The organism is Actinoallomurus soli, from assembly GCF_024055715.1.
GTDB lineage: Bacteria > Actinomycetota > Actinomycetes > Streptosporangiales > Streptosporangiaceae > Actinoallomurus > Actinoallomurus soli.
Window position 1 is genome coordinate 223,215 of sequence record NZ_JAMXMV010000007.1, and the last position, 13,612, is coordinate 236,826.

The 13,612-nt window shown below is 72.3% G+C and carries 12 protein-coding genes; 5 read left to right on the plus strand and 7 right to left on the minus strand.

Annotation, left to right across the window (positions count from 1 at the left end):
• The first annotated feature begins 105 nt into the window (after positions 1-105).
• Positions 106-414: a DUF4235 domain-containing protein gene (locus NDW01_RS19740; protein WP_252778475.1), complete on the plus strand. Its 309-nt coding sequence runs from the start codon at positions 106-108 to the stop codon at positions 412-414.
• 95 nt (positions 415-509) lie between these two features.
• Here the strand turns inward: NDW01_RS19740 and NDW01_RS19745 are convergent, their stop codons facing one another.
• Both NDW01_RS19745 and NDW01_RS19750 read right to left on the minus strand, forming a co-directional pair.
• The gene (locus NDW01_RS19745; protein ID WP_252778831.1) at positions 510-1,262 is read right to left on the minus strand and encodes a hypothetical protein; all 753 of its coding nucleotides are present in this window, start codon (positions 1,260-1,262) and stop codon (positions 510-512) included.
• A gap of 72 nt (positions 1,263-1,334) precedes the next feature.
• Positions 1,335-1,631, minus strand: a complete 297-nt coding sequence (locus NDW01_RS19750) for a DUF4193 domain-containing protein (RefSeq protein WP_252778476.1) — start codon at positions 1,629-1,631, stop codon at positions 1,335-1,337.
• 332 nt (positions 1,632-1,963) lie between these two features.
• On the opposite strand from NDW01_RS19750, the gene NDW01_RS19755 reads away from it, so the two are divergent.
• Positions 1,964-3,547: a serine/threonine-protein kinase gene (locus NDW01_RS19755; protein ID WP_252822635.1), complete on the plus strand. Its 1,584-nt coding sequence runs from the start codon at positions 1,964-1,966 to the stop codon at positions 3,545-3,547.
• Positions 3,548-3,589: 42 nt separating this feature from the next.
• Positions 3,590-6,403: an ABC transporter substrate-binding protein gene (locus NDW01_RS19760; RefSeq protein ID WP_252822637.1), complete on the plus strand. Its 2,814-nt coding sequence runs from the start codon at positions 3,590-3,592 to the stop codon at positions 6,401-6,403.
• A gap of 13 nt (positions 6,404-6,416) precedes the next feature.
• Here the strand turns inward: NDW01_RS19760 and NDW01_RS19765 are convergent, their stop codons facing one another.
• Positions 6,417-7,544 carry a sensor histidine kinase gene (locus tag NDW01_RS19765; RefSeq protein ID WP_252822639.1) on the minus strand — a complete coding sequence of 376 codons (1,128 nt, stop codon included), beginning with the start codon at positions 7,542-7,544 and terminating at the stop codon, positions 6,417-6,419.
• Positions 7,541-8,194, minus strand: a complete 654-nt coding sequence (locus NDW01_RS19770) for a response regulator transcription factor (RefSeq protein ID WP_252778480.1) — start codon at positions 8,192-8,194, stop codon at positions 7,541-7,543. Before NDW01_RS19770 ends, NDW01_RS19765 begins: the two co-directional genes overlap by 4 nt.
• Positions 8,195-8,352: 158 nt before the next feature.
• Here NDW01_RS19770 and NDW01_RS19775 point away from each other — a divergent pair, with 158 nt between their 5' ends.
• The gene (locus NDW01_RS19775; protein ID WP_252778481.1) at positions 8,353-8,523 is read left to right on the plus strand and encodes a hypothetical protein; all 171 of its coding nucleotides are present in this window, start codon (positions 8,353-8,355) and stop codon (positions 8,521-8,523) included.
• 214 nt (positions 8,524-8,737) lie between these two features.
• On the opposite strand, the gene NDW01_RS19780 is transcribed toward NDW01_RS19775, so the two are convergent.
• The 3 genes from NDW01_RS19780 to NDW01_RS19790 are packed head-to-tail and all read right to left on the minus strand — an operon-like array spanning position 8,738 to position 11,787.
• Positions 8,738-9,535 carry an inositol monophosphatase family protein gene (locus NDW01_RS19780; protein ID WP_308211737.1) on the minus strand — a complete coding sequence of 266 codons (798 nt, stop codon included), beginning with the start codon at positions 9,533-9,535 and terminating at the stop codon, positions 8,738-8,740.
• Between the two features lie 59 nt (positions 9,536-9,594).
• A complete protein-coding gene (locus NDW01_RS19785) occupies positions 9,595-10,578 on the minus strand; it encodes a ferrochelatase (protein WP_252822641.1) in 984 nt (327 codons plus the stop codon).
• Positions 10,579-10,620: 42 nt separating this feature from the next.
• A complete protein-coding gene (locus NDW01_RS19790) occupies positions 10,621-11,787 on the minus strand; it encodes a lytic transglycosylase domain-containing protein (RefSeq protein WP_252822643.1) in 1,167 nt (388 codons plus the stop codon).
• A gap of 187 nt (positions 11,788-11,974) precedes the next feature.
• On the opposite strand from NDW01_RS19790, the gene NDW01_RS19795 reads away from it, so the two are divergent.
• On the plus strand, positions 11,975-13,285 hold the full coding sequence (locus NDW01_RS19795) for a D-arabinono-1,4-lactone oxidase (protein ID WP_252822646.1): 1,311 nt from the start codon (positions 11,975-11,977) through the stop codon (positions 13,283-13,285).
• Positions 13,286-13,612: the final 327 nt, after the last annotated feature.

The window sequence follows — 13,612 nt, forward strand, 5'->3', positions numbered from 1 at the left end:
TATTGGCGCCGGCGGCGGAGTCGGTCCTCGTCGGGTGATCGCCTGTGAGAGGGTCGGACGAGCAGAGCCGGAAACCACACCGATAACGCGGAAGAGGGAGAACGCATGCCGGACAAGGGAGAGCTGGGCTGGCGGCTGGTGGCCGGCGCGGCGGCCTTCGGCGCCGGATTCGCGGCCCGGAAGGCGATCACCTTCGGGTGGAAGCGGGCCATGGGCAAGGAGCCCCCGTCCAACCCGGAGTCGCCGGAGGTCGAGCTGAAGGAGGCGATCGCCTGGGCCGTCGTCGTCGGCGTCGGCATGGAGGTCGCGCGGCTGCTGGCCACCCGCGCCGCCGCGAACCGCTGGCACAAGAGCACGGGCGAACTGCCCGCCGCGCTGCGCACGGCGGTGGACAAGGCCAAGAGCGTCGCCTGACCGAGGTCGGTCGCGTCCGGCGCCCCACGGACCTCCGGGGGCGCCGCTCTCACGTTTCGCGGGGACCCGACCGCGAGGGGGATGGAGAGGCCGGATCAGGCCGGGTCGGCCGGGTCGTCGTCGACGACCGACGGGGGCGGGGGAGCGCCGATGGCGCGGCGGAGATCCTTGCGCACGGTGTCGGCCAGCCGCTTGGTGGCCGTGCGGTTGAGCGTGGCGCCGGCGACGGCACCGGTCAGGAAGGGGCCCATCGTGGTCAGGTGCCGGCCGAGCGTGCGCATCAGGCGCTTGCGCAGGCCGGTTCTGGCCGCCAGGCCGAGCGCGGCGGCGACGCTGCCGGGCTGGAGCGGGTCGAACCCCCGCTGCTGGGCCCAGAGCTGCAGGAAGACCGCGCCGCGGGCGGTGCCGCTGCCGGGCACCTGTACGCCGTAGACCTCGTGCAGCTCGGCGAGCAGCTTGATCTCGATCGCGGCGACCACGACGGTCTCCGCCACGATCTGGGCGGGCGCGGACAGCAGGAGCGGCGGCGCGACGAACTCCACCGCCGCCAGCGCGCCTCCGGCCGCGCCGACCGCGGTCGTCGCGTGCTGTGCGGAGCGCACGAGCGAGTCGGCCAGCCGCTCCCCCGTGAGCCCGCGGTGATGGGCGCGAAGGGTCTGCAGGTCGCGTACGGGGATGTGCGGTCCGATCTCCGCGACGACGTCCGTCAGCCAGCGTCCCCGCGCGAGACCCGCGGCCCTCGCCCGGCGCGCGCTCGCCGCCAGCAGGCGCGCGAGCCGGCCGAGCAGACGACCGCGGGTCTCATTGTCGATCTCATCGTCGGACAGCCGGGCGACCAGCTCCGCCATCTCCTGGCCGAGCCGGTCGTCACCGTTCTCCGGGCGGGCGAGCTCTCCCTCGGACACGGGTGAACCCCGGCGTCAGGCGGCGCACTCGCGGCAGATCAGCTGGCCGTTCTTCTCCTCCGCCAGCTGGCTGCGGTGGTGCACGAGGAAGCAACGAGCGCAGGTGAACTCGTCCGCCTGGCGCGGCAGAACGCGGAGGCTCAGCTCCTCGTTCGACAGGTCCGCGCCCGGCAGCTCGGTCACCTCACCGGCGTCCAGGTCCTCGTCGATGACACCCGTGCTCTTGTCCGCCCGGCGCGCCTGCAGCTCCTGCAGGCTGTCCTCGCTGAGGTCATCGTCAGTCTTGCGTGGGCTGTCGTAGTCGGTGGCCATCTTCTGTCTCCATCCCCCTCGGTCCTTAGTTATGCGCCCCGTCGCGCGGGTCTAACGCTCGGGAGGCCCATCTTGTGCCCGATCCGGGCGGGAAATTCTGTCACGGGATTTGACCCCGAACACGCAAGGCGCGTCGTATCACTCCGTGACTCCCCTCACCGCGCTTCCGAGTTGTCCGATGTGGTGTAAATCACACGGCGCATGGTGAAGCGGTGACCGCCCTCCCCCTGAACCGGATGATGACGGCGAACGTCACAGGTAACGCGATATGGTTTCCCGCCTGTACGGACCTGGCGGGTGCACAGGATAAGGGTTGTGGGAAGGGGTCACACATGCCGGATGCCGCTCCCCTGGAGCCGGGCGATCCGGCCGCGCTGGGGCAGTATCGCGTAGTCGGAAGGCTCGGAGAGGGCGGCCAGGGGGCGGTCTTCCTCGGCCGGTCCCCGTCAGGGGACCCAGTGGCGATCAAGCTGCTGCACGAGCAGATGAACTCCGACTCCTCCGCCCGGACGCGGTTCGCGCGCGAGGCCCAGGCGGCCCAGAAGGTCTCGGCCTTCTGCACCGCGCGGGTCCTGGACTATGACCTGAACGGCCGTCCGCCGTACATCATCAGCGAGTTCATCGATGGACCGCCGCTGTACGACGTGGTCCTTCAGGAGGGCCCTTTCGAGGGGGCGGCGCTCGAGCGCCTGGCGATCGGCACGGCGACCGCGCTCGCGGCCATTCACGAGGCCGGCATCGTGCACCGCGATTTCAAGCCGAACAACGTTCTGCTGGCCTCCGACGGCCCGCGGGTGGTCGACTTCGGCATCGCGCGGTCCGTGAACTCCGAGCAGAGTTCGGTGACCGCGACCGGCATGGTCGTCGGCACGCCCGGATACCTCGCCCCGGAGCAGCTCACGGGTGAGCCCCTGACGCCGGCCGTGGACATCTTCGCGTGGGGCGCCACGATGGTCTTCGCGGCGACCGGGCGGTCGCCGTTCGAGGCCGAGACGCTCCCGATCATCATCAACCGGATCCTCAACGAGGAGCCGGACCTGTCCCGGCTGCACGGCACCATGCGCGAGCTGGTCGCCTCCGCCCTGGACAAGAACCCGCGCCGCCGCCCCGCCGCGCACCAGCTCCTGCTGCGCCTGCTCGGCCAGGTCGGCGCGGCGCCCGGCCCGGCGGCCGACCGCAACGACCTGCTCGACAAGGGCACCCAGATCGCCGCGCAGCTGCCGCCGCCTCCGCCGATCGTGACGCCGCCGCCCGCGATGCCGTCCATGGGTCCCGGCCCCTCCACCCCGCCGCCGATGATGCACCCCGGCCCCTCGACGCCGCCGCCGATGATGCATCCCGGTCCGGCGACGCCGAACCCGATGATGCGGCCGGGCCCCCAGACGCCTCCGCCGTGGCAGGGGCAGGGGCGGCCCACGTACCCGCAGGGCGGCGGGTACGTCCCTCCGCCGCCGCGGAAGAAGAGCAACGCCCCGCTCTTCGTCGGCATCGGCTGCGTCGCCGCGCTCCTGCTCGTCATCGGCGTGCCGATCGCGATCGGCGCGGGCCTGATGCACAAGGTCAACACGAGCGGGCTGCCGTCGGGCTTCGACGGCAGCTGGGCCGGCAACGCCACGCCGACGAGCAACCTGGCGTTCGGCACGAGCAAGTCCCACGAGGTCGACCTCTCGCTCTACCGGCTCATCAAGTCGGGCAACGTCCGGTACGAGACCTGCTCGGGCAGCCTGGACAACCCCCAGGTCTCCGACGACGACAAGCAGGTGACGTTCCAGCAGACCCTCACGTCGTACGGGACGGACCAGTGCCTGTCCCCCTCGTACGTGACGCTGACGCTGAACGGCTCGTCGATGACCTGGCGGATGAGCCAGACCGCCGGCGGCGCTCCGCTCGCCACCGGAACCCTCACCAAGCAGTAGGCCGCGAGAAAGGCCCCAGAACCAGTCCCAGGGAGGACGCCCATGCCCGGAAGCCCGCTGCGGGCCGGCGACCCCGAACGCGTGGGGGCGTACGCCCTCACCGGCCGCCTGGGCGAGGGCGGCCAGGGGGCGGTCTATCTCGGCGACGCCCCCGACGGCCGGCAGGTCGCGGTCAAGCTCCTGCACGCGCAGTTCAGCGGGGACGCGAAGGCACGGGCCCGGTTCGCCGGGGAGCTGGCCAGCGCCAAGCGGGTGGCGCCGTTCTGCACGGCCCGGATCCTCGACGCCGACGTGGAGGGCGACACCCCCTACCTCGTCAGCGAGTACATCGACGGGCCGTCGCTGCGCCAGGTCGTCGACGCGGAGGGCCCCCGGTGGGGCGACACGCTGCAGCGCCTGGCGATCGGCACGGTCACCGCGCTGGCGGCGATCCACGAGGCGGGGATCGTCCACCGCGATTTCAAGCCCTCGAACGTGCTGCTCGCCGCCGACGGCCCACGGGTGATCGACTTCGGCATCGCCCGTGCCCTCGACGCCACCGGCACCCTGTCGAGCACGGCGGTGGGCACGCCGTCGTACATGTCGCCCGAGCAGATCTCCGGGCTCGGCGTCGGCCCGGCGACGGACGTGTTCGCGTGGGGCTGCACGATCGTCTTCGCCGCGACGGGCTCGCCGCCGTTCGGCCAGGACTCCATCCCCGCCGTGATGAACCGCATCCTGCACCAGGAGCCCTACCTCGGGATGCTCACCGGGCCGCTCCGGGAGCTCGTCGCGACCTGCCTGGCCAAGGACCCCGGCCGGCGGCCCACCGCCCAGCAGATCCTGCTGCGCCTGCTCAGCCAGGAGGGGGTCGTCCTGCCGGGCGCGGGTGCGCCGGCGCCCACGACCATGCTGCAGGAGGGCGCGCAGGTCGCGGCCGAGGGGGCGCCGTCCGGCGGGGCGGCCGGTCCCGGCCCGTACGCGGCGGCGGGCGACACACCGCCGCCCGGCCCCTATCCCCCGGCGGGCGACACCCCGCCGCCCGGCCCGTACGCCCCGGCGGGCGACACCCCGCCGCCGAATTCGCCGCCCGGGCCCGACACGGCGCCGTACGGCCGTGAGCCGGATACCGCGCCCGGCGGCCCGTACGGCCCGCCGGCGCCGTACGACCCCTACCGGCCCGGCGGTAACCCGTCGCCGTACGCGCCGGCCGGGAACGGCCGGCGGCGGGTCCGGCCCCGTGTCGCCGCGGCCATCGCGGCGGGCGCCATGGTGATGGTCGGCCTCACCGCGATGGGGGTGTACCGGGCGGTCGACGACTACCGCACGCACTCGGGTCCCGGCCCCACGCCCCGCCCGACGGGCCGGCTGGGCGGCGGCTTCCGGATGGCGATGTACGCCCCGGAGTCCATCGACCCGTCCAACGCCGTGCTCACCTCGGACGTGTTCGTGGCCGAGAACCTCTTCACCGGGCTCACCACGATCCAGCCCAACGGCTCGCTCGCCAAGGCGCTGGCGACGGAGATGACGCCGAACGCCGGCTGCACGCAGTGGCACTTCACGATCAAGCAGGGCACCACCTTCACCGACGGGAGCGCCGTCGACGCCGCCGCCTTCGTCCGCGGCTGGAACCGCGCCGCGCGCGGCCAGGGCATGGGCTACCTGATGACCGGCATCCAGGGCTACGCCGACGTCGCGGCCGGGAAGAGCAGCACGATGTCGGGCGTGGTGGCCGAGGGCGCCGCCGGGCTGCGGGTCACGCTGGCCAAGCCCGACTGCGACTTCGCCATGCGGGTGGCCACCCCGCCGTTCGCGCCGGTCCCCCCGTCCGCGGGTGCTCCGACCAACACCACCTTCAACAGCCGGCCGGTCGGGAACGGCCCGTTCAAGGTCGGCCAGTACACCGCGAACCAGCGGCTGAACCTCGTCCGGAACGACTCGTACGCCCTCGCCCGGCCCAAGCTCGACACGGTCGACGTCACCTTCGTCTCCGACCTCGACCAGGCGCTGACGGGCTTCGACGCCGGCCTGTACGACTGGGCCCAGGTCGACGGGGCGACGCCGATCAACAACGCCCGGTCCCGCCACTCCGCGGACCACAAGCTCATCCAGGTCGCCTCGACCACCATGACGTACCTGACGCCGATCACGGATCAGGGGCCGATGAAGTCCAAGGAGGCGCGGCTCGCCGTCTCCTACGCGCTGGACCGCAATGCCCTGGCCGCCACGTTCGGCCCGGGCTACGCCCCGGCCACCTCCCTGGTGCCGCCCGCGGTTCCCGGCGCCTACGTGGGCGGCTGCACCGCCTGCACCTTCAACGCCGGCCAGGCCCAGTCGCTGGCGAGGCAGGCGGGGATGGGGCCGGGCACGAAGGTGACGCTCACGAGCTCCGACCTCGCCTCCTACACGCCGTTCATGACGCTGGTGCAGAGCCAGCTGAAGACCGTGCTGGGCTGGGACGTCCAGGTGCGGCGCCTGCAGACCAGCACCTTCTACAAGGACATGTCCGGCAAGAACCCGCAGGGAATGTACCGGCTGTCCTGGGCCGCCGACTACCCGTCGGCCGAGAACGTCCTGGACGCGCTGCTGTCGAGCGACGCCATCCAGCGCAAGAGCGACGGCTCCACCACCGGCTCGAACTACGCGCGTTACAGCAGTTCGGCCTTTGACGCCGCCATGAACACCGCCCGCGCCACCCTGGACCAGACCCAGCGGACCGAGCGGCTGCACGCGGCGGAGAAGATCGCGCTGGACGACATGGCCATGATCCCGATCTGCTCGCATCCGGTGTACCGGGTCGCCGACACCGCGTCCTTCGCCGGCATGGACCTGGACTACACCGGCTTCCCGGTGCTGACCACGACCGCGCACAAGTGAGGCGCCGCGCGGGTCAGGAGAGCGGCAGCCGCACCGTCACGATCAGGCCGCCGTCCTCGCGCGGCGTGGCGATCACCGTCCCGCCGTGCGCGCCGACCACCGACCGCACGATGGACAGGCCCAGGCCCGCGCCCTTGGACGACTCGACCCGGTCGGTGTTGAGCCGGCGGAACGGCTCGAACAGACTCTGCACCTCATAGGCGGGCACCACCGGCCCGGTGTTCTCCACCTGGCAGGTCGCCCAGCCGTCCAGCACTCCGGTGCGGACGACGACCATCCCGTCGTCGACGTTGTGCCGGATCGCGTTGTCGACGAGGTTCGAGACCAGGTGCTCCAGCAGCACCGGGTCCCCCACCGTCGGCGCCTCGGTGAGCTCCGGCTTGATGTCGATGTCCGGCCGGTCCGCCCGGCCTCCGGTCTTGAGGACCGTGGACGCGACCTCGCCCAGGTCCACCTCGGTACGGGTCGTCAGCTCGCGCTCGCTCCGGGCCAGGAGGAGCAGCCCCTCGATCAGGCGTTCGTGGCGCGCGTTGTTCGCCAGGAGGGTCTTGCCGACCGTCTTCATGTCCTCCGACGCCTCGGGATCGGTGACCGCGACCTCCAGCAGGGTCCGGTTGATGGCGAGCGGCGTGCGCAGTTCGTGCGAGGCGTTGCTGACGAACCGGCGCTGTGTGTCGAACGCCTGGCTGAGGCGGTCGAGCATGGCGTCGAAGGTGTCGGCCAGCTCCTTGATCTCGTCCTCGGGCCCCTGCATGGCGATCCGCTGGTGCAGGGTGCTCTCGGAGAGCTTGCGCGCGGTCGCGGTGACCTTCTGCAGCGGCGCGAGCGCCCGGTCGGCGACGAACCAGCCGAGGGCCAGCGCGATCAGGCCGACGCCGAGCAGCGCGAACGCCGACTGCACGATCAGCCGGTGCTGCACCTCGTCGATGAAGGCCCGCCGGATCGCGTCCGCCTGCTGCTGCGTCAGCCCCGGCTCGGCCGACTGCACGGTGAACGGGAGGCTCTCCAGGATGTTGGTGACCAGGACGTACGCGACCGTCAGCAGCAGGAACCCCGCCGCGAAGAACAGCCCCCCGTACAGCAGCGTGAGCCGCAGCCGCACCGTCAGGCGGCGCGGCAGCGAGCCGGGCGAAGGGATCAAAGACGGTACCCCGCGCCCGGAACGGTCTCGATGACCTGGGGCTCACCGAGTTTCTTGCGGAGCGTCATCATCGTCACCCTCACCACGTTGGTGAACGGATCGATGTTCTCGTCCCAGGCCTTCTCCAGCAGGTGCTCGGCGCTGACGACGGTGCCCTGCGCCCGCATCAGCACCTCCAGGACGGCGAACTCCTTGGGCGTCAGGTCCACCGGGCGGCCGTCGCGCGTGACGGAGCGGCGGGCGGGATCCAGCCGCACGCCGGAGCGCTCGAGGACGGGCGGCAGCGGCGGCGCGGAACGCCGGCCCAGCGCGCGGATCCGGGCGATCAGCTCGGCGAAGGCGAACGGCTTGGCGAGGTAGTCGTCGGCCCCGATCGACAGCCCCTCGACCTTGTCATCCAGCTCCCCCGCCGCGGTCAGCATGAGGACCCGCGCCGTGGCCCCGTCGGCGACGAGGCTCCGGCAGACCTCGTCGCCGTGGACCCGCGGCAGGTCGCGGTCCAGTACGACCACGTCGTAGTCGTTGACGCTGGTCCGCTCCAGCGCGCTGGCGCCGTCGTACGCGACGTCGACGGCCATCGCCTCGCGCCGCAGCCCGGTGGCGATGGTGTCGGCGAGTACGCGCTCATCCTCGACGACCAGGACTCTCACCCGTTTCCACCCCCTGGAAAGCCACGCGCTGGACCGGCAGCATCAGTTATGTCACAGCGCGTGTAAGCCCCTGATAAGCCGCGTCCAGGATATTCGGAGGTTTACCGCGAAGACCGTCTTGGGTAGGGGTGCCTGGCGAACCATTGAAAGGAGACCGCGTGGGCGAGTTGACGGCCACGATCCACCAGCGCCTGTCCGATGCGTACGATTCGCTCCGGACGGCCCGCGACACGGGCGACGATCTCCTGATCGACGCCCAGCAGGCCGAGATCGACGACCTGCGGCGCACCGCCGCGGACCACGGGATCGACCTCCCGCGCTGCGACTGAGCGGTTCAGGCGCAGGCGACTTCGAAGACGTACGGGGGCCCCGCACCGGATCGGTGCGGGGCTCCGCGTACTCGGTGAAACGGACCCTCCGACGGCCCGCGCCGTCGGCGCGCGGCGTCGGCGCGCGGCGTCGCGAAGTCGGCCCACCGCGCCCCGGTGTCGGCCCACGGCGCCACGGCGTCGGCCCACGGCGTCGCGGTGCGGGCGCGCGCCGTCAGTTCGCGGCGCCGGCCTCGTCGAGGAGGTCGTGCAGCGGGCCGAACAGGTCGGGAGCTGCGGCCATCGTGAGGTCGACGCTCGGCGGGCGGCCGTTCAGGCCGCCGACCGACCCGCCGGCCTCCTGGACGATCAGCCCGCCGGCGGCGAAGTCCCAGAGGTGGGGTCCCTGCTCGTAGTAGGCGTCGACCCGGCCCGCGGCCACGGAGCACAGGTCCACGGCCGCCGAACCGCCGCGCCGGATGTCCCGGACCCGGGGCAGCACCTGGCGCAGGGTCTCGGCCTGCCGGGCACGGCGCTCGGCGGCGTATCCGAACCCGGTCGCGACCAGGGCCTGGTCCAGGGAGACCCCGGTGTTGCACCGCAGCCGCCGGGTCGAACCGTCCGCGCGCACCAGATGGGAGCCCCGGCCGCGGGCGGCGGTGTACAACTCGCCGCGGGCGGGCGCCGCGACGACGCCGACCACGACCTCGCCGTCCACCTCGGCGGCGATGCTGACGGCCCAGTCGGGCAGGTCGTACAGGTAGTTGACCGTGCCGTCGATCGGGTCGATGATCCAGCGGACGCCGCTGGATCCGCCGGTCTCACCGCCCTCCTCGCCGAGGAAGGCGTCGCCCGGCCGGGCGGCCCGGATGCGGTCCACGATCAGCCGCTCGGACGCCTTGTCCATCTCGGTGACGACGTCGGTCGAGCTGCTCTTGGTGTACGCCACGCCGAGATCGGCCGGCCGCTTGTCGACGAGCATGACGGCGGCGACCTCCGCCGTGCTGATCGCCAGCTCCAACAGGTCCTGCACGTTCCCCCCTCACGGATTGGGACTGGTACGGCGCCGTGCGCGCCGGTGGGCGCCGGTCGTCAGCCCGCGCGGCGACAGTGGCCCGCGGCGCAGTGGTCCGGGCGCGGCCCGAGGGTCCCCAGCGCGGGGCGTTCGGCGCCGTCGCGCTCCAGAAGCAGTTCGCGGACCATCGCGACGAACCGGGGATGCGTCCCCGGCGTGGCCGCCCGCTCGATCCGCAGGCCCAGGCGGCCGGCGAGCTCCGCCGCCTCGACGTCCAGGTCGTACTTGACCTCCATGTGGTCGGAGACGAACCCGACGGGCACGATGACCGCCGCGCGGACGCCCTTGTCGTGGATCTCGGACAGGTGGTCGAGGACGTCCGGCTCCAGCCACGGCACGCTGGGCGGGCCGCTGCGGCTCTGGTACACCAGGTCCCAGGGCCGGCCCTCCGCCACGATGGCGGAGATGTCGTTCAGCTCGGCGACGTAGTCCTCCCGGCCGGGCTGGGCCAGCGGCACGCTGTGCGCGGTGAAGACCAGGCTCGCGTCGTCCCGTAGCTCGGCGGGCAGCCGGTCCAGGGCGGCCCGGGTGTTCTCGATCATCGGCTCGACGAAGCCGGGGTGGTTGTAGTAGATGCGGAGCTTGTCCAGCTCGGGGGCGTCCCCGACCTCGGCGCGGGCCCGGGCGATGTCCTCCAGGTACTGCCCGCAGCAGGAGTAGCCGCTGTAGGCGGAGGTCACGAACACCGCCGCCCGGCGTACGCCGTCGGCCTTCATCCGCCGCAGCGTGTCGGCGAGGAACGGGTGCCAGTTCCGGTTCCCCCAGTAGACCGGCAGGTCGAGGCCGTTCGCGGCGAAGTCGGCCTCGATGGCGGCCTTGAGGTCGCGGCACTGCTGGTTGATGGGGCTGGCGCCGCCGAAGTGGTGGTAGTGCTCGGCCACGCTTTCGAGGCGGGCCCGCGGGACCCCCCGGCCCCGCGTGACGTTCTCCAGGAACGGCATGACGTCCTCGGGCCCCTCCGGCCCACCGAAGGACAGCAACAGCAGCGCGTCGTACGGCATGTCCACCATCCAACCAGCCGTCCGGCGCCGTCCGGCACGCCCCTATGAGTACCGGCGGGCGTAGGCCTGGGCCAGGGACAGCACGTTGTTCACGTACGCCTGCGAGTGGTTGTAGGCCCAGACCGCCCGGGACAGGCCGCTGCCGCCGCGGCCCGCGCCGCTCGCGCACAGGTACTTCGCCGCCGCGGGCACGGCGTCGTAGGGGTCCATGATGTCGGCCTTGCCGTCGCCGTCGCCGTCGACGCCGTAGATCCGCCAGGTGGCCGGCATGAACTGCATCGGGCCGAGCGCGCCCGCGCTCGACGGGCCGGTGTTGCGCCCGTGGTCGCTCTCGATCTGCCCGATCGCGGCCAGCACGGTCCACGACAGGCCCGGGCAGAGGCGGGCCGACTGCTGGTACAGGGCGAGGTACGTGCCGGGGCGCCCGGCCGACGTCCGCGGCTGCTGCGCGGGCTGTCCCTTCGGCGGCGTCGCGGACTGGTGCAGGTCGATGACCTGGCTGTGCGCGCCGACGAGCTTGCGCAGCCGCGACCCGAGGTCCGTGAGGTCGGCGCCGGGCGCGTTGACGAGGAGGGCGAGGTCGTGGACGAGCCCGATCCGGCGTCCCATCGCGCGGCCGACGAGGACGTTGATGCCGGGCAGCCCGAGCGGGCCGGAGCCGCCCATGGTGACGAACAGCTGGGTGCGGCCGATGACCGGGTACTGCATCGACTCGCGCAGTCCGTACTGCTGCTGGACCTCGTCGGTGACGACGAACCGGTCCTGGGCGAGGGCGTTCCACAGCGCGTCGTTCTTCGCGGTGCCCGGCGGGGTCCAGGCGCGGAACGCCGACGGGTCGACGGCGAACATGTTCACCCGGCCGCCCTGCAGCTGTACGGCCCCGGCGTCGGCGGTGATCACGTCACGTACGTGCTTGACGTGGGACACCTCGCGCAGCCTGGCCGGGGTGACCGTACGGTCGGCGACGACGAGGAAGTCCGGGTCGACGACCCGTTTCAGCGCGGCGGGCTGCTCGGTGCTCGGCACGAGCGTGGTGACGGGCCCGCCCTTGGCACCGTGGCCCGAAACCGGGGTGCCGTCGTCCTTCGGTGTCGTCGTCCTCGGCGCGGCGGTCACGACGTACACCGCGCCGCTGGCGGCCGTCGCGGTGGCCGCCAGCGCGATGGCCGCGACGGCGGCCGGGAGTCCTCTGCGCACGAAACGTCTCATCGCTACTCCCAACGATCGGACCCGGCCGGTGGTTACCGAAGACCCACGAGGACTCGGACGGTAGTTACCCATGGCCTGCGGGGACTCGACAGGTGCGGGCCGACGGACGAGGATCGGGTCGCCGGACCTACCGGACCTGGGCGGAACACTTGCCGGAGCCGGGCAGAACATGAGTAAATCTCGTGTTATGCCCCCCGTCACACCTCAGACCTGGCGAAACTGGGCCGGTAACCAGCGGGCCACGCCCCGCCGCGTGGTCACGCCCCGGTCCGCCGCGGACGTCGCCGCCGCCGTCCAGGCCGCCGCCGGCGCCGGCCTGACCGTCCGGATGACCGGCACCGGGCATTCGTTCACCGACGCCGCCGCGACCGAGGGCCTGCTCCTACGGCCCGAGGGCCTCACGGAGCTGCGATCGGTCGACACCGCCACCGGCCTCGTGACCGCCGAGGCGGGGATGCCGCTCACGGTGTTCAACGAGCAACTCGCCCTGCACGGCCTCGCGCTCGCCAACATGGGGGACATCCAGGAGCAGACCCTGGCCGGGGCGACCCAGACCGCGACGCACGGGACCGGACGTGACGCGGCGGGCCTGGTGTCACAGATCGCCGGCCTCGAACTCGTCCTCGCGGACGGCGGCCTGGTCACCTGCTCCCGCGAGGAGCGGCCCGAGCTGTTCCACGCGGCGCGCGCCGGCCTCGGCGCGCTCGGGATCGTCACCGCGATCACCTGGCAGGCCGTCCCGGCGTTCCTGCTGCAGGCGCGGGAGGAGCCGATGCGGTGGGACGACGTCCTGGAGGGCCTGGAGGAGTTCGCCGCCGGCAACGAGCACTTCGAGTTCTACTGGTTCCCGCACACCGACGGCTGCCTGACCAAGCGCAACAACCGGGTGCCCGGCCCGGCCGAGCCGCTCGGGCGGTTCCGGCACTGGCTGGACGACGAGTTCCTGTCCAACTCGGTGTTCGAGGTCGCCAACCGCGTCGCCCGCCGCCTCCCCGCCGCCATCCCGACGATCAACGGCGTCTCCGCCCGCGCCCTCGGCGCCCGGACGTACACCGACGTGTCGCACAAGGTGTTCACCAGCCCGCGCCGGGTCCGGTTCAAGGAGCAGGAGTACGCGATTCCGCGCGAGGAGCTGGCCGGCGCGCTCCGGGAGATCCGGGCCCTCATCGAACGCCGGGGCTGGCGGATCTCCTTCCCCATCGAGGTGCGCCTGCTGCCGCCGGAGGACGCCTGGCTGTCCATGGCGTACGGGCGGGACAGCGCCTTCATCGCGATCCACGTGTACCACGCGACTCCGCACGAGGAGTACTTCCGCGGCGTGGAGGAGATCCTGACGCCGCTCGGCGGCCGTCCGCACTGGGGGAAGCTGCACACGCGCGACGCCTCGTACCTCGAAGGGGCGTATCCCCGGTTCGGCGACTTCCTCGCGCTGCGTGACCGTCTCGACCCCGAACGCCGTTTCGCCAATCGCTACCTGACCCAGGTTCTCGGCACCTGAAGGCCGTAGACTCCCCCTTGTCGCATCCCGCTCGCCCGGCGTGCGGTTCACCTCCACTCCGACCGGTAATCGCGCAGAACTCCTGGACCGTCAGCAGCCACCGATCCTCCGGCCACCTCCTCCGACACCGACCGCGTGAGCCACGCAAGAGGGACGGCATCACGCGGCAAAGGATCCACAAGAATGGTTAAGCCCCACGCCCCCGCGGCTTTCCAGCAGGCAAGCTGGGACGACACTGCGGGAACTTGACAAGGATCACGTCGCGAGGGCGGCGATGTTCGGACATGCCGGGTACGGTGCTGGCGGGCAGGTGCGTCCTGACGCGAG